The sequence below is a fragment of the Brevibacterium permense genome, from assembly GCF_025506275.1.
GTDB classification, from domain to species: domain Bacteria; phylum Actinomycetota; class Actinomycetes; order Actinomycetales; family Brevibacteriaceae; genus Brevibacterium; species Brevibacterium permense_A.
Genome location: NZ_QYCP01000001.1, coordinates 1 through 21,445, shown reverse-complemented (window position 1 = coordinate 21,445; position 21,445 = coordinate 1). Strand labels below are relative to the sequence as shown.

Genomic DNA, 21,445 nt, shown 5'->3' with positions numbered 1-21,445 from the left:
CCCGGATTCGCGCCCATCACAGGTCGACTCGACTATGACGAAGCCCACTCTCCGCAGCCGCGCTTTGCCCTGGATGGCTCCTTTCCCTTAGGCTGTACCCGTAGTGCTGGAGGGTCTGTCGGCGGGCATTTCGCCGGAGCAGATCACCGCAGTGCAGATGGAGTCGTGGCTGAGCGGCCGAAAGCGTCACCCTGCTAAGGTGAAGTCCTCCGATAGGGGGACCGTGGGTTCAAATCCCACCGGCTCCGCGTTTGGCAGAACCCCTGCGATCTGGATCAGGTCGCAGGGGTTCTGCGTTTCCGACCTGTCTTCTCTCAAGGACCGCCCGGCGTGTCCTGCAATGGATTGTCCTAGACTGATTGGAATTTCGGCGTCCTCGGCTCTGGCGAGGTGACGAAACCGCCGATTCGGGGACCAACGGAGGGCAACCGAATGAAGACAGTCATCATCGGAGGCGGCGTGGTCGGGTTGACCAGCGCTTACGAACTGGCTCTGCGAGGGCACACGGTCACCGTCATCGAGGCCGCCCGTTGCGGCGCCGGCGCCTCGCGCGGGAACGCCGCGAAGATCGCCATTGCCGAGAGCACTCCGGTACCCGCCCCAGGGGTGCTGCTTCAGGGGATCCGATGGATGCTCAGGCCCGACAGTCCGCTGTCGATCAGACCGTCGCTCGCACCCGGCTACCTCAGATTTCTGCTGCAGATGGCCGCACACTGCAATGCGCGTGACTTCGAAGCCGGCCTCGATCTCCACCTGCGTCTCGGCGAGGACGCGAACGACCTCTTCGACGAGTACCAGACCCAAGGCATCGACTTCGAGATGCACGACCGCGGTGTGCTGTTGGCCTTCGAGACTCGGGAACGCTTCGATGAGCACTGCGCGAGCCTGCCGGCCTTCGAAGCTGCTGGCCACCACCCGCTGCGCCTCCACGACGATGCTGTACGCGAAGCCGAACCGGCCCTGAGCAGTCGCATCCGCCACGGTCTGTTCTTCTCCGCCGACCGACAGATCGAACCCGACTCCCTGACGGCGGGCCTTCTCGCGAAACTCTCCGCTCTCGGTGTCATCGTGCGGGAGAACACCAGCGTCGGACACTTAGTCCGTTCCGGTGACGCCGTGACCGCCGTCGTCACCTCCGATGCTGAGGTCATCGCAACTGACGCTCTTGTCATCTCCGCCGGCGTTCCGTCCGGGGCTCTGGCCAAGCAACTCGGCCAGAAGATCCCGATCTGCTCGGGCAAGGGCTACAGCCTCGACTACTCACCTGCTCCGATTCGGCTGCGCACATCTCTGACTCTCGAAGATGCTCGCGTCGCCGTCACTCCGCTGAACGGCAAGCTCAGGCTCGCCGGCACGATGGAGTTCGGCAGCACGGACGACAACGTCAACGAGGTTCGCGTCGACGCGATCCGCCGGGCGGCTCAGGAAGCATTCCGCGATTGGGGCGACGGTCAGGGAGAACTGGCTCCATGGGCTGGGTCGCGCCCCATGACTCCCGATGGCCTTCCCGTCATCGGGCGCCTGGACTCCGTGAAGAACGCCTACATCAATTCCGGACATTCGATGCTCGGTCTGACACTGGCACCGGGATCTGCCCGACTGCTTGCCGGACTCATATCCGACGGGCATTCGACGCTTCCCGACGAACTGCTCGCACGCGTGTCCCCGAACCGATTCTGAACGACTCACGCCAACGCCACACGGACCCGAACGGACGAGGATGGGCTCATGACCACACAGCAAGTCACGGGCAGCGAAGTCGTGTCTGAGGCCCGCCCGAACAGAGACGAGGGAACGTGAAGAACAGACAGCTCATTCAGGCAGTCGATGTCCACGCGGCCGGCGAACCCGGCCGAGTGCTCATCGGCTCGGGACTGCGGGTCAAAGGTGCGACGATAGCCGAGAAGCTGCGCTACTGCGAAGAGCACCTCGACGACTTCCGGAACCTCATCCTCCACGAACCCCGCGGCTATCCCGGCCTGTGCTCCCCGATCGTCGTGCCGGCGACGGATCCGAGCTGCGATTTCGGAATGATCGTCATGGAGCAGGGCGGGTTCAAGCCGATGTCCGGTTCGAACCTCATCTGCACCGTCACGGCGCTGATCGAGACGGGGTCCGTCGATGTCAGCGAACCGGTCACCGAGCTGCAGGTCGATACCGCCGCCGGTGTCGTCACGGTCCGCGCCGAGGTGGAGGCCGGCCGAGCGAAGTCGGTGACCTTCGATAATGTTCCGGCTTTCGTCCACGGACTCGACCTGCCTCTCGAGGTGCAGGGGTACGGGACGATCCCCGTCGACATCGTCTTCGGTGGTCAATTCTACGTACAGACTGCGGCGGACAACCTCGGCGTGGAGCTTGATCCGGGCAATGCCAAGGAGATCATCAGGGCAGCCAGCGTGTTGCGGCAGGCGGCGAACGAGACTTTCGAGGTGAGGCATCCTCTCATCCCTGAAATCGATTCGATCGGTCTGCCGCTGATCCACGGACCCGCCCGAACAGAGGGCACTGACGGACGCAACGCGGTCGTCCTGCCCAACGGCATCGTCGACCTCGGCGATCCGAGTACGTGGACCGGGACTTTTGACCGCTCTCCGTGCGGCACCGGTACGAGCGGTCGAGTGGCGGCCAAGCACGCCCGCGGCGAACTGCGCGTCGGCCAGCGATTCGTCCACGAATCGATGATGGGCACGACCTTCACCGCCGGGGTGAAGGAAGAGACCGAGATCGGCGGAATTCCAGCCGTCATCACTTCGATCACCGGGCGCGGGTGGATCACAGGATTCCAGCAGCTCGTGCTCGAGGCCGATGATCCGTTTCCGGTCGGCTTTACCGTCGGCGACATCTGGAGCGGTGGTACGAGCGCAGCGGAACCAGGAGTCGACAGTTGAGAAGCGGATATGGCGGGGCAGGATCGATGACTGTTCGAGCGGTAGTCTGCTGATTGAGGGCAATGGTCGAAGCCGACACGATTCGTTGCACACGAGGAGCGCACAATGACGAATGAACCCGACTGCATCTCTTTCGATGATCTTGTCTCAGCGATCGAAGCCAAGCTCATCGGAGCCGGTGCCTCTCCATCAGTCGCCGAAGTGCTGGCGACCAACTGCGCCACCTGTGAACGCGACGGCACTCTCAGCCACGGAGTCTTCCGCGTGGCCGGATACCTCGATTCGCTGACCCGCGGTTGGGCAGATGGGGCCGCGCTAACGAGCATCGACGTGGTCGGCCCTTCCTATATCCGCATCGACGGTCACAACGGTTTCGCCCAACCCGCACTCGCCGAGGCGAGGCCGGCGATCGACCAAGCGCTCGACGACACCGGTGTCGCCGTCATCGCCCTGCGCAATACCCATCACTTCAGTGCCCTGTGGCCCGACCTCGAGGCCTTTGCCCGCGACGGCCGGGTGGCGATGGGAATGATCGCCAGCGGCAAGCTCGCCGTCGTCCCCGAGGGGGCCACCCGGCCGGTCTTCAGCACCAATCCGTTCGGCTTCGCCACGCCCGTGGCTGACGCGGCCCCGATCGTCTTCGACTTCTCCACATCGTCGATGTCACACGGGGACCTGCAGCTGCTGCGGGCAGAGGGCCAGGACGTTCCGGTCGGGACCGGGGTCGACTCGACTGGCGCGGATACCACGGATCCGAACGCCATCCTCGACGGCGGCGGCATCCGCCCCATCGGCGGGCACAAGGGTGCGCTGCTGTCGTTCATGATCGAAACGCTCGCGGCAGGGCTGACCGGCGGTGCCTTCACCTATGAGGTAGACGCGGAGGCCCCCGTGGGCGCCCACACCTTCCGGACCGGTCAGCTATTCATCGTCATCAATCCCGAACGAGGCGGCAACGACGCCTATCTGGGCCGCGTCCGCGAATTCGTCGACATGCTCCGCGACGCAGGTATGGATCGTCAGCCCGGTGATCGGCGCTATGCCAATCGCGCCGAGGCGGCCGAACGCGGAATCCCTATCACCGACACGATTCGCTCCCTGTTCGACTGAATTGCTGTTGACCGATCGAAGCTTGCTCTGTCCCGAGCAGCACACGACCCCGCTGGAGGGAGTCGTCGACTCCGTCGAGTACAGTCCTCAGCCGTACATCCTCCACCACAGCAGCGCCACGTGCAGCGCCGTGCGCGACTCCGCGTCATCGAGCGAGACGCCGAGGCGATCCTGCAGACGCGTGGTCCGTGCGTAGAGTGCGGGCCGGGACAGGTGCCCGGCACGCGCCATCGCTGACTTGTTCCCACCATGGGTGAGATAGAGCTCGAGGAAATCGAGCAGTTCTTCGTCCGCGGAATCCGTGGGCGAACGCAGATCTGCGTCCCGGCGACCGCCGCCGCTCGTTTCGCCGAGCAGGGGCCCGAGCTCTCCCTCGGCGAAGGCGCGGAGTCGCGAGTCCTCGGCCAGCAGAGACAGAAGCCCGCGAATGCGAACGTCCGAGGAGCGGTAGAACGAACGCTCACGCACATCGAGCGTCGACGCGACCTCGGCGACGTGAGAGGCTGCTTCGAGACCGGCGACAGCGCGAAGCAGTGAGGTGCTGCTCCGGCCGACCCCGACCACCCAGCTCGCAGAGAGTCCCTCGAGCTCGGCGAGGAGGCGGTTGAGACGGTCGTCGGCGTCATCGGTGCCGCGCGGATTCGCCAGCGTGGTCCCTGCCTGCTCGGATTCGGCGCCCGCGACTGGAGTCCGCCGACGCTGCGGGCCCCCGGTCCTCCCGCGACCGGGCCCCAGAACGAACCCGAAAACACCCGACTGCAGGCTCGTCATGAGCAGACCCAGATTGAGGCGCGAGGCGGCAGAGGAGATCTCCTGAGTCAGGCCGCGCTCCTGCAGCTGCACCCGAGTCGGATCGGTGTCGGCCTCACGATCGATGCGGACGACCACCGGGGTGAGCTCGGCCCCTTCAGCAGGAGTGAATCCCAGAGAGCGGGCGCGCTCCCGTGCCGAACGCTCGTCGATGCCTTCGGAGTCCGTGATCTCTCGGATCAGGCCGCTTTGGGCCTGCAGCAGCAGATCCTGCTCATCGCGATCGGCCATTCGAGTCAGCGTCAGGGCTTCACCCGCGCGTTCGATGACCTGCTCGAGATCGGCGACGGACTCGGCGCCGCCGGGCACAACAAGCCGGCCCCACCGGCGAGAACGCAGCCCCACCGGCGTCTGCCGCCACTGCGACGGCGCGTGACCGCCGGGTGTCGTGCTCGCTCCGCTGACGAGGTCGACCCACTTCTGCGCGAGATCCTGCGAACCACGGCCGGAATGGGCGAGAACCCGATGGGACACATCCTCGAGGACCACCGCCGTGCCCAGCAGTTCGGCCGTGCGAACGACGATCGTCTGCGCTTCGGCCCTATCAAGGCTCAGCTGCGTGTACGTCTCGTGGATCTCCCGGGCATGTTCGAGCCGCGAGATCTGCTGTGCGAGAAGGCTGCGGTGCGCGAGCTCGGTGATCCTGACGAACTTCACCCGACGCGGCAGGACGATGACAGGCAGTTCCCTCGCCGAGGCGGCCGCGGCCGCGATCTCGCGCGCTTCCTCATCGTGTGTCGAGTTCTCATCGACGAGTTCGATGATCGTCCCAGCGGCACCTGCGCGCTCGAGCTGGTCAAGGAACTCCGTCATCGCCTCAGGCGAATGGCGGAAGGCTGTGGCGGTGGTCAACACGAGCTCTCCACCCTCGAGGAAGCGCTCGACATGCTCGGAATCGGCGATGTGGACCCAGCGGATCGCCCGGCCGAGGCCTGCTTCGCCGGCAAGCACCGCAGGCTCTGCAGCCTTGATCTCCTCGAACTCGAGCAGTCCGGCGATGCTCAGCGATGCCCCGCTCGACTCTCGCGCAGTGTCCATTGACACAGTGTAAAGCCGAGGGCGAAGATTCTGACACTCTGACACTTCCGAGATCGGCAGAGCGGACAGAGGATGGATTCAACCGACGAACCGACGACGCAGAAGGACCCTACATGGCAACGCTCTCCCACTGGATCAACGGACAGACCGTCACCGCGGACACCGACACCCGCCTCGGCGATATCACGAACCCGGCCACCGGAGTCGTCAGTGGCCAGGTGGCCCTGGGGTCGAAGGCCACCGTGGAATCGGCGATTGCCGCGGCCTCCGCCGCATTCCCCGCCTGGCGCGACACCTCGCTGTCACGGCGCACGTCCATCCTCTTCTCCTTCCGCGAGCTTCTCAATGCCCGCAAGCAGGAGCTCGCGGAGATCATCACCGCCGAACACGGCAAGGTCCTCTCTGACGCCCTCGGCGAAGTCGCCCGCGGGCAGGAGGTCGTCGAATTCGCGTGCGCCATCGCCGGCCACCTGAGAGGCGGTCATACGGAGAACGCGTCGACGAAACTCGACGTCCACTCCCTGCGCCAGCCGATCGGCGTCGCCGCGATCATCTCTCCCTTCAACTTTCCGGCCATGGTTCCGATGTGGTTCTTCCCCGTCGCCATCGCCACCGGAAACACCGTCGTGCTCAAGCCCTCGGAGAAGGATCCGTCGGCCGCGAACTGGCTCGCCGAGCTGTGGAAGGAAGCAGGCCTGCCCGACGGCGTGTTCAATGTCGTTCACGGTGACAAGGAAGCCGTCGACACGATCCTCGAGAGCCCCGAGGTCGCCTCGGTGTCCTTCGTCGGGTCGACCCCGATCGCAAAGTACGTCTACGAGAACGGCACCGCCGTCGGAAAGCGCGTCCAGGCGCTCGGCGGAGCGAAGAACCATATGCTCGTCCTGCCCGATGCGGACCTCGACCTCGCCGCCGACGCTGCCGTCAACGCCGGCTACGGCGCCGCAGGAGAGCGCTGCATGGCGATCTCCGTCGTCGTTGCCGTCGATTCCGTCGCCGATGAGCTCGTGGCGAAGATCGCCGAGCGCACGAAGACCCTGCGCGTGGGCGACGGGGCGACCGAGCCGGACATGGGACCGCTCGTCACCGCCGCCCACCGCGACAAGGTTGCTGGCTACATCGATGCCGGCGCCGAGGCGGGAGCGACGGTCGTCCTCGACGGTCGGGAGAACACCCCGGCCGACGGGTTCTTCCTCAATCCGACCCTGTTCGATGACGTGACCACCGACATGTCGATCTACACTGATGAGATCTTCGGCCCCGTGCTCTGCGTCGTCCGCGTCCCCGGCTACGACGAGGGCCTCGACCTCATCAACGCCAACCCGTACGGCAACGGCACCGCGATCTTCACCAACGACGGGGGAGCGGCCCGCCGCTACGAGAACGAAGTCGAGGTCGGCATGGTCGGCATCAACGTCCCGATCCCCGTGCCCGTGGGCTACTACTCCTTCGGCGGGTGGAAGAATTCGCTGTTCGGCGACACCCACGCCTACGGCGACGAAGGCGTCCACTTCTTCACCCGTGGGAAGGTCGTGACCTCACGCTGGCTCGATCCCAGCCACGGCGGACTCAACCTCGGCTTCCCGACCAACGACTGAACACACCACCACGGACGTCCGCCCCGACCGGGGGCGGACGTGCTCTCAACGACGAACCACCTCGGCGAAGGAGCCCTGACATGACCACCACCGCGGATTCCCAGCTCACCGAATCGCACCTCGACGCTGATCGCTCGGGCGCTGATCGGATCGATGCGCAGCAGATCGAGGCCGGGCGACGTGCCCACGAACTCGACCGTGCGCACGTCTTCCACTCCTGGCAGGCTCAGGGGCCGTTCGACCCGATGACGATCGTCGACGCCGCCGGCCCCTACGTCTGGGACGGTGAGGGTCGAAAGCTGCTCGACCTGTCATCGCAGCTGGTCAACACGAATATCGGCCATCAGCACCCGGCCGTCGTTGCGGCCATCCAGGAGCAGGCCGGCCGGCTGTGCACCATCGCGCCGCAGCACGTCAACGACGCCCGCTCCGAGGCGGCCCGACTCATCACCGAACGTACACCGGGCAACCTCGATCATGTGTTCTTCACGAACGGGGGAGCCGACGCGAACGAGCACGCGATCCGGATGGCCCGACTGCACACCGGTCGGACGAAGGTGCTTTCGGCCTACCGCAGCTACCACGGCGGCACGCAGCTGGCCGTCAACGTCACCGGCGACCCGCGCAGGTTCGCCAACGACTACTCAGCTGAGGGCATCGTCCACTTCATGCCCGCCTACCCCTACCGGTCGTACTTCAACTCGACGTCCGAGGCCGAGGAGACGCAGCGGGCGCTGGCCCATCTCGAGGACATGATCACCCTCGAGGGGCCCGGCAATATCGCGGCCCTCATCCTCGAGACCGTTCCGGGCACCGCGGGGATCTACGCTCCACCTGCCGGTTACCTCGCCGGCGTGCGCGAGCTGACGGCGAAGTACGGGATCGTCTTCATCGCCGACGAGGTGATGGCCGGATTCGGCCGCACCGGTCGCTGGTTCGCCCTCGACCACTGGGACGTCACCCCGGACCTCATCACCTTCGCCAAGGGCGTGAACTCCGGATACGTCCCGCTCGGCGGGGTCGCCATCTCGGATGCGATCTTCGAGACCTTCCGCGATCGGGTCTATCCGGGCGGACTGACTTACTCAGGACATCCGCTCGCCTGTGCGGCAGCGGTCGCGACGATCACCGCGATGGAGGACGAGGGGATGATCGTCAATGCGGACCGCCTCGGCGAGGACATCATCGGCCCGGCACTGCGGGAGATGGCGCAGCGCCACCCCTCGGTCGGTGATGTCCGGGGTCTCGGCTGCTTCTGGGCCGTCGAGCTCGTGAAGGACCGGACGACGAAGGAGCCGCTGGCGGCGTACGGCGGCAGCTCGCCGGAGATGAACGAGGTCATCGGAGTGCTCAAGGCCGAAGGCGTGCTGCCGTTCGCGAACTTCAACCGAATCCACGTCGTGCCGCCGCTCAATACCCCGGATGAGGACGTGCGATTCGGGCTCGCCGCCCTGGATCGGGCACTCGACGTCGCGGATCGGTACGTCACGGAGTAGATTCGTCACGCGTGAAGGAGGAGTCGCCTCGGCGAGGGACTGCTGTTTTCGGGCCCCGTTCGGAATGTGAGTGCTATTGCACTCTCAGCCGGGCGGGGCCCGTTTGCGCACGTCAAAAGTGAACAAAAGGTGAACGAGGTGGAGTAGGGTCGAATTGCGGGTGAAGAGCGGTTGAATCTGTGGGTAGACTTCTGCGGGATAGTGATGGCTGGCCGTCAGCTGCATCATCCACGGTCCGAATAGTGTCTACACCCAAGGTCGATTAGTGGAAATCATCTTCGTCGTCGTGCTCGTCATCGCATTGGCACTGTTCTTCGACTTCACCAATGGCTTTCACGATACGGCCAATGCCATGGCCACACCGATCGCAACCGGGGCCATCAAACCGAAGACGGCAGTCACGCTTGCCGCAATCCTCAACCTCGTCGGTGCCTTCCTCTCCACCGAGGTGGCCAAGACCATCTCGGGCGGCATCATCAAGGAAGGCGGCGGGGGAGTCCAGATCACTCCCGACTTCATCCTCGCCGGCCTCATCGGGGCCATCATCTGGAACATGGCGACGTGGCGCTTCGGCCTACCGTCATCCTCGTCCCACGCACTCTTCGGCGGCCTCATCGGTGCGGCCATCGTCGGTGCCGGACTCAACTCCGTCGACTACGGAGTGTTCCTGTCCAAGGTCGTCATCCCGGCTCTGGCCGCCCCTCTCATCGCAGGGTTCAGCGCCTATCTGTGCACGAAGATCGCCTACGCGATCACCCGCCGCAACGAGGAGGGCAAAACCGCTCGCCGTGCACCGTTCAAGTACGGGCAGATCTTCTCGTCCTCGCTGGTGGCTCTCGCCCACGGAACGAACGATGCGCAGAAGACGATGGGCGTCATCACCCTCGTGCTCGTCTCCGCGAACCTGCAGGAGCACGGCACCGGCCCGCATATCTGGGTGATCACCGCATGTGCTCTGGCCATCGCGCTGGGCACCTATGTCGGCGGTTGGCGCATCATCGACACTCTCGGCACGAAGCTGACGACGGTCAAGCCCGCTCAGGGACTGTCGGCCGAGACGTCGACGGCTGCGGCCATCCTCGCCTCCTCGCACCTCGGCTTCGCCCTGTCGACGACGCAGGTGGCCTCCGGTTCCGTGCTCGGTTCGGGGCTGGGCCGCAAAGGTGCCGATGTCCAGTGGTCGACGGCCGGACGGATCGCCTCCGGTTGGCTGCTGACGATTCCAGCCGCCGCGATCGTCGGCGGCATCGCCGCCGGCATCGCTCACTTGGGAACGGTCGGCGTCGTCGTCGACACGGTCATCGCCGTCGTCGTGGTGCTGTGGATCTACCTCAGCTCCCGCCGGGTCGAGGAGACGGACATCTCGAACTTCGACACCGTCGGCGAGGCTGTCAACATCCGCGGCCGCAAGCGCAAGCTGCGCAAGGACCGCAACCGCAAACGTGCTCAGGAGAAGCGGGAAGCCCGCTACGAGGCCTGGGCGGAGAAGCAGGCGGCGAAAGAGAAGCGCCGTGCCCACCGCAATGCGAAGAAGAACGGGGCGGTTCCCGCCGAGGCTGCGAAGACGAGTTCATCGTCGACCGGATCTTCTTCCGGAGCCGATGCCGGCCGGGCAGATGCGAGCGATAAGGGAGACGCGAAATGATCGAGTGGAGTTCGTTCGCCATCGTTGCGGCCGCGACATGGGTCTCGGCCATCATCGTCATCACGCTGTTCTCCGTCGGAGTGCGGATGCGCGCCGCGCACCTCGACCGTGTCGAGGAGGGCCGCAGCAGTTCGGCCCTGCCGGTCGGCTACTGGGCGGTCTTCGGCATCTGCGGAGCAGTCGTGCTGCTCGGCGTCTACCTCATCGTCCCGGCCCTCCACGGCGCCTGAAGCGTCGGATGGCGACCGCTTGACGCCTCCGACGGTGCTTGACACCTCCGCGCTGCGGGCCGCGTGTCGTTTCTGAAGTGCTCGCCTGAGCTCTCTGGGCGATCCCCGTGTGACGCCGAGGCTGCACTCGTCAGCTGGCTGTTCGTCTTTCCCCTATTAAGACCACAGATGGTCATATCGCGGTGGGGCGTGGAGTCCTCACGGTGGAGACCGGAAGGACGCCTCAGTCAGTTCGCAACGCCGTGGTCAGGTGTCGTCGACATCGGGGGAGAGTTCGAGGGGAGGAAGTATCCGCTTCCGGATGCCCTGTTCGTGACGATCACCGCCCGCGGGGCGACCGCGCATCAGAACGCGCTGATCGGCAAGCCGAGGAAGCCGGAGAAGGTCACCTGTCGCGTGTCGAGGGAGCTCAAGGCGAAACCGCGTGATGTGTTGGTATTTCTCCGTGAGGTTCATGGGGCGCAGGCGGCGCATCACTGAGTCTGCGCGGCTTCGGGCCTATAGCCCGGAGGCACTGACGGATCAGCGGCGGGCTCTCAATCGGTCAACCGCACAGCCTCAACGAAATACGACAATCCCCCAACCACCTCGGCGGCGGTTGGGGGATTGTCGATGAACGAACGGCTCAGACTGTCAGCGATGAAGCCAAACGACTCAGACTAGCCACACAGCTAAGCAACTCGGCCAAACGACTCAGGCGAGGCCGAGACGCTGGCGGAGGTTGTCGACCTCGGCGCGGAGTTCGGCAGGGACCGAATCGCCGAGCTCGGCGTACCATTCCTCGATGAGGCCGAGTTCGGTCTCCCACTCTTCGGGCTTGATGGCGAGAGCCTTGCGCAGCTGCTCGTCGGTGAAGTCGAGGCCTTCGGTGTCCAGGCCGCCTTCGACCGGGGTGAGGCCGAGCGGGGATTCCTGAGCATCGGCGGCGCCGGTGACGCGTTCGAAGACCCACTTGAGAACGCGCGAGTTCTCGGAGAATCCGGGCCACAGGAACGAGTTGTCGTCGTCGCGGCGGAACCAGTTGACGTAGAAGATCTTCGGCAGCTGGGCGCCCTCGGTGTTGCCGATGTTGATCCAGTGCTGCAGGTAGTCACCGACGTTGTAGCCGATGAACGGACGCATCGCCATGGGATCACGGCGGACGACGCCGACGGCACCCGTGGCAGCCGCGGTGGTCTCCGAGGAGAGCACCGAGCCCATGAACACACCGTGGGTCCAGTCCTGGGTCTCGGTCACGAGCGGCATCGTGGTCTTGCGACGACCGCCGAAGAGGATGGCCGAGATCGGCACACCGTTCGGGTTGGTCCACTCGGGAGCCAGGGTCGGAACGTTCGCGATCGGGGTGCAGAAACGCGAGTTCGGGTGAGCGGCCGGGGTGTCGGACTCAGGCGTCCAGTCGTTGCCCCTCCAGTCGGTGAGGTGGGCAGGCGCCTCGTCGGTCTTGCCTTCCCACCACACGTCACCGTCGTCGGTCAGCGCGACGTTGGTGAAGATGTTGCCGCCTGCCTCGATGGCGCGCATCGCGGTCGGGTTCGTGGTGTAACCGGTGCCCGGGGCGACCCCGAAGAGTCCGAATTCGGGGTTGACGGCGTAGAGCTGGCCGTCTTCGCCGAAGCGCATCCATGCGATGTCGTCACCGAGGGTCTCGGCCTTCCAACCGGGGATGGTCGGTTCGATCATGGCGAGGTTGGTCTTGCCGCAGGCCGAGGGGAAAGCGGCGGCGACGTACTTGACGACGCCTTCGGGGTTCGTCAGCTTGAGGATGAGCATGTGCTCGGCCAGCCAGCCTTCGTCGCGGGCGATCGCGGAGGCGATGCGCAGCGCGTAGCACTTCTTGCCCAGCAGAGCGTTGCCGCCGTAGCCGGAGCCAAAGGACCAGATGGCGCGATCTTCGGGGAAGTGAGTGATGTACTTGGTGGTATTGCAGGGCCAGGCGACGTCTTCCTGTCCCGATTCCAGCGGAGCGCCGACAGAGTGGACGCATTCGACGAACTTCGCGTCCTGGGCATCGATCGCATCGAGGGCGTACTTGCCCGAGCGGGCCATGACGAGCATGGAGAGGACGACGTAGGCCGAATCGGTGACCTCGATGCCGAACATCGGCTGGTCCGCCTCGGCGTGGCCCATGACGAAGGGGATGACGTACATGGTGCGTCCGCGCATCGAACCCTCGAAGAGACCGTTGAGCGTTTCCTTCATCTCCGCGGGAGCGACCCAGTTGTTGAGCGGACCGGCATCCTTCTCGTCTTCGGAGCAGATGTAGGTCCGGCCCTCGACGCGGGCGACGTCCTCGGGGTCGGAGGCCGCGTAGTAGGAGTCCTTGGTGCCGTTGACACGCTGGATGGTGCCGGCCTCGACGAGCTTCTCAGCGATCTCGTTCTTCTGTGCTTCGGAACCATCGATCCAGACGATGTCGTCCGGGGTGGTCAGGGCGGCGATCCGGCTGACGAATGAGAGCACCGACTTGTTCTCGGTCGGTGCGTTCTTCAGCTGGTCAGCGACGACATCATGGTCGAGGACAGTCATGAGTGGTCTCCTGGTCAATCGGGTGTGGGGTTTCGTCTCCGGCGGCTGGCGTCCGTCGAGCGGTTGGTACATATCCACCGTAGGATGGGAGCGGAAGCGAAAAACCCGCGTTTCGGTCACTCGAAGATGTGCATTGGATCACAGCCAGCGGTCGATTGACGCAAGCACGACAATCGGATGACGTGTTGTTTCAAATAATTGACGTTTTATTTCATAGTTGATAGACGGCTGAAATCTGCGATTACATCCCCTCTCGCCGAGGCGGCTCTGACCGTGAGGGCGAATGTGGCGAAGCGCACGTGCGTGCGATTTGAGCTTCGGTGAAACTGGTGTGTATAGTTGTTCGAGTTGCAGGGCGTGAGTCCAAGCGACATGCGCCACTAGCTCAACGGATAGAGCATCTGACTACGGATCAGAAGGTTGGGGGTTCGAATCCCTCGTGGCGCACTCACTACCCCCGTTCGGTCCATCCGGGCGGGGGTTTTTCAATTCACCCGATTCGATCCAGTCGATCGGCACGCCCGTGCGCAGCGCCCACGCCAGAAGGTCGGGGCGGCGCGGGGACGTGCGCCCGTTGATCCAGTTAGAGATCGTGTTGCGCGACACCTCAAGGTAGTCGGCCATCTCCTGTGAACTCACGCCCGAAGCGGTGAGTGACTTCGCGAGCCGGTCAGCGCGCGTGAACTCAAGCCTGTGCAAGATGTCTAAGTCGGGATTCTCGCTCATAGCTTAAGTATGCACAAATTAGTGCAACCGTGCAACAACTTATGCCTAGAAATGCTTGTGTGTTGCACAACCTAGTGAAGTGTGCAAACCTTGTGACATGCACAAGTTGGACTGTATGGGAACCGGCGAGGCAGCGGAACGCCTCAGCGTCGACCGTTCCACCCTCTCGCGTTGGGTCAAGAGCGGAAAGCTCGTTCCGATCATCCGAGGCAACGGCAAAACGGGCGAAATGTTCTTCGCCGAGGACGAGATAGAACGCGTCGCTGAACTCCGCGACGGGTCAAAGGAGACCACGAAATGATCACGCTCGATATCCTCGCCCGAGAACTCGGATGCACCCTCGAAGACCTCCGCGAATTCGCAACGTTCCCGTCCCACTCGTCTGGCACCGAGTTTGTGACTGACAACGCCGCCGAAGGCATCCGCGCCGAATGGTCGAAGAAAACCGGCATCAACTACACGGAGACCGTGCAGTGAGCGCGCTTAAGGCTGCAGGCATCAACACCGTGCTCATGGGTGCCATGTTCACTTCACTGCTCGGCTTCGGCTGGGTGCTCGCCATGATCAATGGCCAGCCCGTCGACGTGCTCAATACGTGGCTGTGGCTGTGGTCGGGAATCGCCTCGATTAGCCTCGCCGTCGCGCTGTTGACGTTCATCGTCGAGATCACCGACTACCTCGAAGCCAAGATGACCCGCACACCACGAGCACGAGGCCGTCATGTACGCCGGTAGCCTCCACGCCGCTCGTGTCCACTCCGAGCCGAAACAGAAGCTCAGCGTGTACAAATACCACCCGCGCGGCATGACATGGCTCGTCGTCGACGTGCCCGCCGGGATCGTTGTTGGCACGGCCGATTCGTGGGCCGAGGCCCTCGAAGTCGCCGCCCTGTTTCTCCGTGCCGCGCAAATGCCTGAGGTGTGCTCATGAGTGTCATCTTCCAGTCCGCCGCCGCGATGTGGTCAGAGATGAAGCTCGACTTCAACGCCCACATCGAACACGCCTACGCGCAAGCCGAAATCGCTACGAACGGCTGCATGGTCACAGCCGAGGCCCGTCGCCGTGGAATCACCGGCTACGAACTCATGACCGGCCCCTCAGCCCGCGCATACCGCTGGGCGACCGACGAACTCAAAGACCACTGGGACGCGACCCCGCGCCCGGATCTCGCCCAATTCGAGCTGGATTGGTTCATGAGCCGAGGTGGACTGTGAAGAGAACGCTCACTGACCTCTCCGAGATCGCCGTCGTCAACACCACCGGTGAACGCGTCCGCGTCCTCCGCCGCCGAGGTGTCCGCCACGACGAACAGATCATGGAAGCCCTCACCCGCGCCGGACACTTCGTCATCGGCACCCCCGGCGGATTCCGCTACCGCCGCGAAGGTAAACGGAAGTTCACGCGCCCCGAGCCTGCCACTGTGTACCTGCTCGACAACGAGGGCACTGCCACGCACGCCCTGCCCGGCGCGTACTTCACGAAGTACTACACGATCGTCAAAGGCGACGATCTGTGAGCGCGCAGCCAATCGCGTGCCGCGACTACGAACGCCACCACCCCGACGAGTGGTTTCCCGAGACTCCCGCAGCCCTCAAGCAGGCGAAGACGCTCTGCACCGGCTGTCCCATCGCCGCCCAATGCCTCGAGGTCGCCATGCGCGCCGAGGCCGGACACGGCGCCCACAACCGTTATGGCGTGTTCGGGGGACGTACCCCGTTAGAACGCCATGCGCTTCGCACAGCCGCCGCCTACAGCGGAGGTGACAACTGACCCACACATAGCACGACAGGCCGCGCTACCTGGCTCAAACAGCGTCTCAGTGTTGCATACGGGCACGACTGAGTCACCAACTCAAGCCGCCAACGTAAACCCCGCTGATTAGCGCAGCGGATGCCCACCTTGGCTGGGGATCTCGAACCGAACACAGACTGATCATCTGTCGGGACGAGGAACGCAGGGACACGCTCCGTTTAGGACGTGGCCCCAGAAGTCGTTCCTGTACCGGCAGATTGTGGCCCCGGTGGTGAAAATCGCTTATGGGGAGAGGGAACCGGCGCGGGTGCAGTGCGCTAGCTCCGATTGGGGAAGTGCACAAACCCGCAGCCGGTCAATAGAACACACACTGAGAGAAAGAGATCCGCACATGTCAGATCAGCCCCGCTTCACGAACACTCATGCACAGTGCCGAGCCAAGGCAATCGAGGTAGCTGCCGAAGTGGTGGGACTACCCGAGGACTATCAGCAGAAGTACAGCCAGTCAGGAAAGCCGATCAAGGGTGCAGGATTCCTCGGCGCGCTCGGTGCGACCACTCTCGACGGTGGTGCCGAGATGACCGCGAACACCTACCCTGACGCACTGATCGCCGTGGCATCGTACATTGCCACCGGCAGAATCGAGGCCGACCAGTGAGTGACAGGAGACGAATCGAGGAGTTGACCTCGCGTATCGCGCAGGTGGTCTTGGAGACCAGGGAAGAGGATACCGAGTGGGAGCTCGTGGGGAAGCTGGACGGCTTCGTAGTGGAGGGTGTCGTGAGAACGCCCACCCTCTGTATCAGCATCGAGCCGAGAGGACTGCTGCCATGAGTGAGAATCAGATCGTCCTCATCGGCATCGGCTGCTACCTGCTCGTCGCACTGATCGCTCTGTTCGTCACCTACGTCGTGATGAAGCTCAGATACCGGCTCGGGTTCACCCCGTATCCAGCCGGATACTGGCATGACGATGACAGCGCCACGTGCATCCTGTGCTCAGTGTTCTGGCCGTTCGTCATCCTCGGTCTCATCATCTACGGCCTATGGGTGGGAGTCCAGGTGTCGGGCACCCTCACCGCAAAACAAATCGAGACCGTGATCAACACCTACCGAGATGAGGCCAACCGATGACCGTGCCCCGTCGTGGTGGTGCCCCCGCCCACCTACCACCCCGCCTCATGACCCCGGCCCAGGTGGCCGTGGCCCTGGGTAAGACCCCCGAGGCCCTGCGCAAGATGAGACAGCGAGGCAAGGGGCCGAAGCCCACCAGGCTCAGTGAGCGTGACGTGCGCTATCACCCACAGGATGTGAGCGACTACATCAACAACCTGAGGCAGAAGCCGTGAGCAACAGCTGGTCGAGCGTGCCTTACAAGACACGACAGCACATCAAGTCACTGCTCATCGCTCGTGATGGACTGCGCTGTCACTGGTGTAAGAAGCGAATCAGAACGTTCAAAGACGCGACAGTCGAGCACATCAAACGACGCAAAGACGGCGGCGATGTGCTCGACCTTCGCAACCTCGCAATCGCGTGTTCGAACTGCAACTACTCGCAAGTCGGCGCGCGAAATCCTGTCGTCTTCGTCGACGGTCGCCGTTTTTTTGACACGGAATCCGCCGAACACCCCGCGCCCCGTGTTTATCCCTCCCCGGACCGCTCAGAAAAAACGCAATGACGGAAACAGCCGATCTGACCTCGAAAAACACCCTCGATCACCCCTCCGAAAACGGGGGAGATCGTCCGGGATTCACGTCGATGATTCCGGGACTCGACCTACCGCATCCGAAGCCGGGCCGACTCGCCGAGATCGTCGCGGCCAGTGTCGAGGCTCGCCGGGAGTCCGGCATCATCAGCGATCTCGATTCCGGGCTGGTGTCTCTCGTCGTCGCCGACGCGATGAAGCTCGACGCCTCGATCGGTCGGTCCAAACCATCCGGGCGCGCGAAGCTCGTGCAGGCAATGTCCGATGCCCTGGAATCGTTGCCCGCCCCCGAGGCCGCTGGCAGTAGCCTGCTGCAGGCGTACCTCTCGGCACTGCTCGGCGACGGCACCACCGACGACGAAGACGACGACCGTCGCCCGCTGCCAGATCTGCCCGAGCTCGACGAGTCTGCCGGTGTCACCGAGACCGGCATTCACCGAACCCTCGTCGCCCGCCGCGAGGCCGGACTCTCCACCCTCGAATTCGCCGCCCACGAAGAACTCGCCCTGACCACCGCCCGCGACCTCGACCGGTCGCTGCACATCGGCGCCGAATCCGGGTACGCGCTGCTCGCCTCGGTGATGCAGACCCTCCTCGAACGCCTGCCACGCCCCGAGGCCACCGTCACCGACCAGGAACGCGTCGACCAACTACTCGCCTCCGTCGTCGATGACACCCCATCACCGTGGAAGTACCTACCCGAGGCAGCGCATCACCCCGAACGCGACCCGTCCTACCTCACCGAGGTCGACGAAATCTGCGCCGTCGCCCGCGCCATGGGTCGCCACCTCATGCCCTGGCAGTACAAGGCGCTCGAAGTCGCCACTGAGTACCGGCTCGACTCGTTCGGCCTCCGCCGCTACCACTACGGGACGGTGCTGATCACCGTGCCCCGCCAGTCCGGTAAGACCGACCTCACCGTGCCACTGCAAGTCCATCGGGCACTGACTCGCACCGACCCCGCCGCCGTGTGGTACACCGCGCAGACCGGGCAAGACGCCCGAAAACGCATGATGGAATTCCTCGAACGCGTCGAGGAATCACTGCTGCAACTGCTGCTGTCCTCGTCTCGATCCAACGGTGCCGAAGGCGTGAAAGTGCGCGGCAAGCCCGGCGCACACGTCACCCGGTTCTCGCCGACATTCTCCGCCCTCCACGGTGAACACCCGCACCTGGTGACGATGGACGAGGTGTGGCACTTCACCAAGGAACTCGGCGACGCCCTCATCGGCGCAATCGAGCCGAGCCAGATCACCCTGGGCTCACGCGCCCAGATGTGGATGGTCTCGACGATGGGCACCGTCGCCTCGGAGTGGATGAACGACTACGTCGACCACGGTCGCGCCGGTGACAACCCCGACCTGTGCTACATCGAATACTCGATTCCCGAAGGTGCCGACCCGTTCGACCCGAAATCGTGGTGGCTGTTCCACCCGGCGCTGGGCAACACCATCGCCGAGGAAGACCTCGCCAAGCGTGCCCGCTCCGCCCAGGAATCCGCAGCACGTCGAGCGACATGGCTCCGCGCCTACTGCAACACCCTCGTCGCCAGTGACGGCACCCTCGTCGACCTCGCCGTGTGGGATGACCTCGCGATCGACGTCGAGCCGCCGGAGAACACGAGCGAGATTACGCTCGGTATCGAGGTCGCCCCGCGAAACGCTGCCGCCGCCGTCAGCGCGGCCTGGACGGATGCCCGCACCGGACGCCCGTGTGTGCGCATCGTCCACCAGGCTCCCGGCACCTCGTGGCTCGTGCCCTACGTCGACGACCTCGCAGGCCAGTGGGGATCACCGCTGGCCGCTGACAGCGCCGGTCCATCGTCCCGGTTCGTCAAAGCACTTGAGGATCTCGGCCACGACATCCGAACTCTCAGCATGGCCGAGTACGGGCAAGCGACCGAGGCGCTGCTCGACTACGCCGGTGCCGACGAAGTGCTCATCCATGACGGCAGCGACGAACTCCGCGCCCAGATGGCCGGTGCCGAGGTGCGCCGGTCGAACGGTGTCCGCCGGTTCTCCCGAGACGGTGCCGTCCCGACCCCGGCGCTCATCGGTGGAGCCGTCGCCCTCTACGCTCACGAACACCCCGAAGTGCCGACGCAAACGCTGCTCATCTGAACCGCTGCTGTCCCGGTATGTCCCAACCTGTCCCGATATGACCAGGTAAACGGGCCACCACAACATGCTCGGCCAGACGATTCTGGCATGTCGTTTATCTCTCGCATGTTCCCCGGCTTCGCACTCGCCCAGCGTGCAGCCGAATCCGCAGAGACCGGCAAACCCCTGATCAAACTCCCGCCCCGCGAGAACGTCGGCGACGTGTCCGACCGCGAAGCCGTCGGCCTCATCCCCGTCTACCGAGCCTTGCAGGTCATGACGACCTCGGCTGCACAACTGCCGCTGAACTTCGAGCGCGGGGGACAGACCGTCATCGTCAAGCACCCCTCCGATATCCCGGCGCTCGTGCGCAAGCCGGACCCCGACATGGACCGTTCCGACTGGATCGAACAGGCCGTGCTCTCCCTCGCCCTCGACGGAAACCTGTTCCTGCGCAAGATCAAACACCCCGACGGCACCACCGCCGCAGCGCGAATTCTGCCGCCCTCCGAGGTCACAATCACTCGCGACCCGAAGACTCGCCGCATCTGGTACAACCACGACGGCCAGAAACTCAGCTCCGCCGACATCAACCACCAGACGCTCATGCGCCTGCCAGGCCAGGTGCGGGGACTCGGCCCAATCCAGGCTGCTCGCCAGGAACTCGGCTCAGCCACCGATGTCCGCGACTACTCGACAAACTGGTTCCGAGGCTCCGGCCAGCCCAATGGCCTCATCTCCTCGAAGTCGTCGAAGACCCAAGACGAAGCCAAGCAGCTCCGCGATCGGTGGAACGAAGCCGCCGCCGATCCCGACAACCCCACCGGCGTGCGCGTCCTCGGCGGTGACAGCGAATACACCTCGCTCATGCTCAAGCCCGCCGACGCCCAGTGGCTCGAAGTGCGCAAGTTCACCGTCACCGACTTCGCCCGCCTGTTCGGCATCCCCTCGGCGCTCATGCTCGTCAGCCTCGACGGCAACAGCCTCACCTACTCGAACGTCGAGCAGGAATGGCTCGCATTCGCCCGGTTCACGCTCATGCAGTACCTCCGCAAGCTCGAAGAGGCACTGACCGACCTGTCCCCGGCAGGCCAGACCATCCGGTTCAACCTCGAAGGGCTGCTCCGATCCGACACGAGCAGCCGATACGCCTCGCACCGCGTCGCCCTCGAAGCTGGATTCCTCACCGTCGACGAAGTCCGCCGCATCGAAGGACGCCCACCCCTGACACCCGAGCAATGGGACGAAGTCAACACCCGCATCAAGACCCCGCGCGTCACCACACAGGAGACCCCAGCATGACTGACACCACGATCACACTCGACCAGCTCACCAACGCCGGATCTCTCGCCCGCCGCACCTATGAAGGATTCGAGATCCGCACCGGCGCAGACGCCAACGGTAAGCGCGAGATCGAAGGCATCGGCGTGCCCTACGGTTCCGAGTTCGCCACCGACTACTTCCGGGAACGCTTCGAACCCGGTGCGATCAAAGACGACGCCGGTGCTCTCGCCTATTGGCAGCACCGCGACCCCATCGGCAAGGTCACCGCATCGAAAGACACCGACGCGGGCCGTCAGGTCAAGCTCGCCCTATCCGACACCCCAACCGCAGCCGAGGCCCACACCCTGGCATCCGACGGTGTCGTGCGCGGCCTCTCGGTCGGATTCCGGCCCATCAAGTGGCGCGAAGAACACGACGAGACCGGAGACCTGCCGCCGCTGATCATCCACGAAGAGGTCGAGGTCCGCGAATACTCCCTCGTTCCATTCCCCGCCTACGCAGACGCCCAGATCTCGAACGTCCGCGCCCATCCCACC

The 21,445-nt window shown here is 64.4% G+C and carries 25 protein-coding genes and 2 tRNA genes; 24 read left to right on the top strand and 3 right to left on the bottom strand.

All coding sequences use genetic code 11. The features are described from left to right. Nucleotides 1-159 precede the first annotated feature (159 nt). The 4 genes from D3I60_RS00130 to D3I60_RS00115 all read left to right on the top strand — a co-directional run bounded on the left by D3I60_RS00130 (nucleotide 160) and on the right by D3I60_RS00115 (nucleotide 3,998). Nucleotides 160-248, top strand: a tRNA-Ser gene (locus tag D3I60_RS00130). Nucleotides 249-432: 184 nt separating this feature from the next. Next, nucleotides 433-1,680: an FAD-dependent oxidoreductase gene (locus D3I60_RS00125; RefSeq protein WP_262773892.1), complete on the top strand. Its 1,248-nt coding sequence runs from the start codon at nucleotides 433-435 to the stop codon at nucleotides 1,678-1,680. A gap of 116 nt (nucleotides 1,681-1,796) precedes the next feature. Next, a complete protein-coding gene (locus D3I60_RS00120; RefSeq protein ID WP_262773890.1) occupies nucleotides 1,797-2,888 on the top strand; it encodes a proline racemase family protein in 1,092 nt (363 codons plus the stop codon). Between the two features lie 105 nt (nucleotides 2,889-2,993). Beyond that, the gene (locus D3I60_RS00115; RefSeq protein WP_262773888.1) at nucleotides 2,994-3,998 is read left to right on the top strand and encodes an Ldh family oxidoreductase; all 1,005 of its coding nucleotides are present in this window, start codon (nucleotides 2,994-2,996) and stop codon (nucleotides 3,996-3,998) included. Nucleotides 3,999-4,085: 87 nt separating this feature from the next. Here the strand turns inward: D3I60_RS00115 and D3I60_RS00110 are convergent, their stop codons facing one another. Further along, nucleotides 4,086-5,846: a PucR family transcriptional regulator gene (locus tag D3I60_RS00110; protein WP_262773886.1), complete on the bottom strand. Its 1,761-nt coding sequence runs from the start codon at nucleotides 5,844-5,846 to the stop codon at nucleotides 4,086-4,088. Between the two features lie 113 nt (nucleotides 5,847-5,959). On the opposite strand from D3I60_RS00110, the gene D3I60_RS00105 reads away from it, so the two are divergent. The 5 genes from D3I60_RS00105 (at nucleotide 5,960) to D3I60_RS00085 (ending at nucleotide 11,295) form a co-directional block, all read left to right on the top strand. After that, nucleotides 5,960-7,444 carry a CoA-acylating methylmalonate-semialdehyde dehydrogenase gene (locus D3I60_RS00105; protein ID WP_262773884.1) on the top strand — a complete coding sequence of 495 codons (1,485 nt, stop codon included), beginning with the start codon at nucleotides 5,960-5,962 and terminating at the stop codon, nucleotides 7,442-7,444. A gap of 80 nt (nucleotides 7,445-7,524) precedes the next feature. Next, complete coding sequence (locus D3I60_RS00100; protein WP_262773882.1) at nucleotides 7,525-8,940, top strand: aspartate aminotransferase family protein; 1,416 nt, start codon at nucleotides 7,525-7,527, stop codon at nucleotides 8,938-8,940. 265 nt (nucleotides 8,941-9,205) lie between these two features. Continuing rightward, on the top strand, nucleotides 9,206-10,585 hold the full coding sequence (locus D3I60_RS00095; RefSeq protein ID WP_262773880.1) for an inorganic phosphate transporter: 1,380 nt from the start codon (nucleotides 9,206-9,208) through the stop codon (nucleotides 10,583-10,585). After that, on the top strand, nucleotides 10,582-10,815 hold the full coding sequence (locus tag D3I60_RS00090) for a hypothetical protein (RefSeq protein WP_172171696.1): 234 nt from the start codon (nucleotides 10,582-10,584) through the stop codon (nucleotides 10,813-10,815). The genes D3I60_RS00095 and D3I60_RS00090 overlap by 4 nt, the downstream gene beginning before the upstream one ends. Before the next feature lie 312 nt (nucleotides 10,816-11,127). Next, complete coding sequence (locus D3I60_RS00085; protein WP_262773876.1) at nucleotides 11,128-11,295, top strand: hypothetical protein; 168 nt, start codon at nucleotides 11,128-11,130, stop codon at nucleotides 11,293-11,295. Nucleotides 11,296-11,508: 213 nt separating this feature from the next. Here D3I60_RS00085 and D3I60_RS00080 read toward each other — a convergent pair whose 3' ends face one another. Next, nucleotides 11,509-13,341 (bottom strand): phosphoenolpyruvate carboxykinase (GTP), encoded by a 1,833-nt coding sequence (locus tag D3I60_RS00080; RefSeq protein ID WP_262773874.1) that lies wholly within the window; start codon nucleotides 13,339-13,341, stop codon nucleotides 11,509-11,511. Nucleotides 13,342-13,715: 374 nt separating this feature from the next. On the opposite strand from D3I60_RS00080, the gene D3I60_RS00075 reads away from it, so the two are divergent. Next, a tRNA-Arg gene (locus D3I60_RS00075) sits at nucleotides 13,716-13,788 on the top strand. On the opposite strand, the gene D3I60_RS19250 is transcribed toward D3I60_RS00075, so the two are convergent. Next, nucleotides 13,747-14,067: a helix-turn-helix domain-containing protein gene (locus tag D3I60_RS19250; protein ID WP_369415265.1), complete on the bottom strand. Its 321-nt coding sequence runs from the start codon at nucleotides 14,065-14,067 to the stop codon at nucleotides 13,747-13,749. The two genes, D3I60_RS00075 and D3I60_RS19250, sit on opposite strands and share 42 nt — an antisense overlap. Nucleotides 14,068-14,164: 97 nt before the next feature. Here D3I60_RS19250 and D3I60_RS00070 point away from each other — a divergent pair, with 97 nt between their 5' ends. The 14 genes from D3I60_RS00070 to D3I60_RS00005 form a co-directional block, all read left to right on the top strand. Next, nucleotides 14,165-14,368 (top strand): helix-turn-helix domain-containing protein, encoded by a 204-nt coding sequence (locus D3I60_RS00070; RefSeq protein WP_262773872.1) that lies wholly within the window; start codon nucleotides 14,165-14,167, stop codon nucleotides 14,366-14,368. Continuing rightward, nucleotides 14,365-14,544, top strand: coding sequence for a hypothetical protein (locus tag D3I60_RS00065; RefSeq protein WP_262773871.1), 180 nt, complete (start codon nucleotides 14,365-14,367; stop codon nucleotides 14,542-14,544). Before D3I60_RS00070 ends, D3I60_RS00065 begins: the two co-directional genes overlap by 4 nt. Then, complete coding sequence (locus D3I60_RS00060; protein ID WP_262773869.1) at nucleotides 14,541-14,801, top strand: hypothetical protein; 261 nt, start codon at nucleotides 14,541-14,543, stop codon at nucleotides 14,799-14,801. Before D3I60_RS00065 ends, D3I60_RS00060 begins: the two co-directional genes overlap by 4 nt. Next, complete coding sequence (locus D3I60_RS00055) at nucleotides 14,788-14,997, top strand: hypothetical protein (protein WP_262773867.1); 210 nt, start codon at nucleotides 14,788-14,790, stop codon at nucleotides 14,995-14,997. The genes D3I60_RS00060 and D3I60_RS00055 overlap by 14 nt, the downstream gene beginning before the upstream one ends. Further along, nucleotides 14,994-15,281 (top strand): hypothetical protein, encoded by a 288-nt coding sequence (locus D3I60_RS00050; protein WP_262773865.1) that lies wholly within the window; start codon nucleotides 14,994-14,996, stop codon nucleotides 15,279-15,281. Before D3I60_RS00055 ends, D3I60_RS00050 begins: the two co-directional genes overlap by 4 nt. Beyond that, on the top strand, nucleotides 15,278-15,583 hold the full coding sequence (locus tag D3I60_RS00045) for a hypothetical protein (protein ID WP_262773863.1): 306 nt from the start codon (nucleotides 15,278-15,280) through the stop codon (nucleotides 15,581-15,583). The genes D3I60_RS00050 and D3I60_RS00045 overlap by 4 nt, the downstream gene beginning before the upstream one ends. Then, on the top strand, nucleotides 15,580-15,837 hold the full coding sequence (locus D3I60_RS00040) for a WhiB family transcriptional regulator (protein WP_262773862.1): 258 nt from the start codon (nucleotides 15,580-15,582) through the stop codon (nucleotides 15,835-15,837). The genes D3I60_RS00045 and D3I60_RS00040 overlap by 4 nt, the downstream gene beginning before the upstream one ends. A gap of 373 nt (nucleotides 15,838-16,210) precedes the next feature. Then, a complete protein-coding gene (locus tag D3I60_RS00035; protein WP_262773861.1) occupies nucleotides 16,211-16,477 on the top strand; it encodes a hypothetical protein in 267 nt (88 codons plus the stop codon). Nucleotides 16,478-16,649: 172 nt separating this feature from the next. Next, nucleotides 16,650-16,952 carry a hypothetical protein gene (locus D3I60_RS00030; RefSeq protein ID WP_262773860.1) on the top strand — a complete coding sequence of 101 codons (303 nt, stop codon included), beginning with the start codon at nucleotides 16,650-16,652 and terminating at the stop codon, nucleotides 16,950-16,952. Then, on the top strand, nucleotides 16,949-17,167 hold the full coding sequence (locus tag D3I60_RS00025) for a helix-turn-helix transcriptional regulator (protein WP_262773858.1): 219 nt from the start codon (nucleotides 16,949-16,951) through the stop codon (nucleotides 17,165-17,167). The genes D3I60_RS00030 and D3I60_RS00025 overlap by 4 nt, the downstream gene beginning before the upstream one ends. Continuing rightward, nucleotides 17,164-17,499, top strand: a complete 336-nt coding sequence (locus D3I60_RS00020; RefSeq protein ID WP_262773856.1) for an HNH endonuclease — start codon at nucleotides 17,164-17,166, stop codon at nucleotides 17,497-17,499. Before D3I60_RS00025 ends, D3I60_RS00020 begins: the two co-directional genes overlap by 4 nt. Further along, nucleotides 17,496-19,646, top strand: coding sequence for a phage terminase family protein (locus D3I60_RS00015; RefSeq protein ID WP_262773855.1), 2,151 nt, complete (start codon nucleotides 17,496-17,498; stop codon nucleotides 19,644-19,646). The genes D3I60_RS00020 and D3I60_RS00015 overlap by 4 nt, the downstream gene beginning before the upstream one ends. An 87-nt stretch (nucleotides 19,647-19,733) precedes the next feature. Continuing rightward, nucleotides 19,734-20,927 (top strand): phage portal protein, encoded by a 1,194-nt coding sequence (locus tag D3I60_RS00010; RefSeq protein ID WP_262773853.1) that lies wholly within the window; start codon nucleotides 19,734-19,736, stop codon nucleotides 20,925-20,927. Next, nucleotides 20,924-21,445, top strand: a 522-nt coding sequence (locus tag D3I60_RS00005) for an HK97 family phage prohead protease (RefSeq protein ID WP_262773851.1), incomplete at its 3' end; no start/stop codon positions are given. The genes D3I60_RS00010 and D3I60_RS00005, both read left to right, overlap by 4 nt.

Excerpts from the sequence above, each read along its gene's own strand:
- D3I60_RS00050 (WP_262773865.1), top strand. The coding sequence starts at position 14,994 with ATGAGTGTCATCTTCCAGTCCGCCGCCGCGATGTGGTCAGAGATGAAG.
- D3I60_RS00065 (WP_262773871.1), top strand. The coding sequence starts at position 14,365 with ATGATCACGCTCGATATCCTCGCCCGAGAACTCGGATGCACCCTCGAA.
- D3I60_RS00105 (WP_262773884.1), top strand. The coding sequence starts at position 5,960 with ATGGCAACGCTCTCCCACTGGATCAACGGACAGACCGTCACCGCGGAC.
- D3I60_RS00125 (WP_262773892.1), top strand. The coding sequence starts at position 433 with ATGAAGACAGTCATCATCGGAGGCGGCGTGGTCGGGTTGACCAGCGCT.
- D3I60_RS00035 (WP_262773861.1), top strand. The coding sequence starts at position 16,211 with ATGTCAGATCAGCCCCGCTTCACGAACACTCATGCACAGTGCCGAGCC.
- D3I60_RS00030 (WP_262773860.1), top strand. The coding sequence starts at position 16,650 with ATGAGTGAGAATCAGATCGTCCTCATCGGCATCGGCTGCTACCTGCTC.
- D3I60_RS00055 (WP_262773867.1), top strand. The coding sequence starts at position 14,788 with ATGTACGCCGGTAGCCTCCACGCCGCTCGTGTCCACTCCGAGCCGAAA.
- D3I60_RS00115 (WP_262773888.1), top strand. The coding sequence starts at position 2,994 with ATGACGAATGAACCCGACTGCATCTCTTTCGATGATCTTGTCTCAGCG.
- D3I60_RS00110 (WP_262773886.1), bottom strand. The coding sequence starts at position 5,846 with ATGGACACTGCGCGAGAGTCGAGCGGGGCATCGCTGAGCATCGCCGGA.
- D3I60_RS00070 (WP_262773872.1), top strand. The coding sequence starts at position 14,165 with ATGCACAAGTTGGACTGTATGGGAACCGGCGAGGCAGCGGAACGCCTC.
- D3I60_RS00025 (WP_262773858.1), top strand. The coding sequence starts at position 16,949 with ATGACCGTGCCCCGTCGTGGTGGTGCCCCCGCCCACCTACCACCCCGC.
- D3I60_RS19250 (WP_369415265.1), bottom strand. The coding sequence starts at position 14,067 with ATGAGCGAGAATCCCGACTTAGACATCTTGCACAGGCTTGAGTTCACG.
- D3I60_RS00015 (WP_262773855.1), top strand. The coding sequence starts at position 17,496 with ATGACGGAAACAGCCGATCTGACCTCGAAAAACACCCTCGATCACCCC.
- D3I60_RS00100 (WP_262773882.1), top strand. The coding sequence starts at position 7,525 with ATGACCACCACCGCGGATTCCCAGCTCACCGAATCGCACCTCGACGCT.
- D3I60_RS00080 (WP_262773874.1), bottom strand. The coding sequence starts at position 13,341 with ATGACTGTCCTCGACCATGATGTCGTCGCTGACCAGCTGAAGAACGCA.
- D3I60_RS00090 (WP_172171696.1), top strand. The coding sequence starts at position 10,582 with ATGATCGAGTGGAGTTCGTTCGCCATCGTTGCGGCCGCGACATGGGTC.
- D3I60_RS00010 (WP_262773853.1), top strand. The coding sequence starts at position 19,734 with ATGTCGTTTATCTCTCGCATGTTCCCCGGCTTCGCACTCGCCCAGCGT.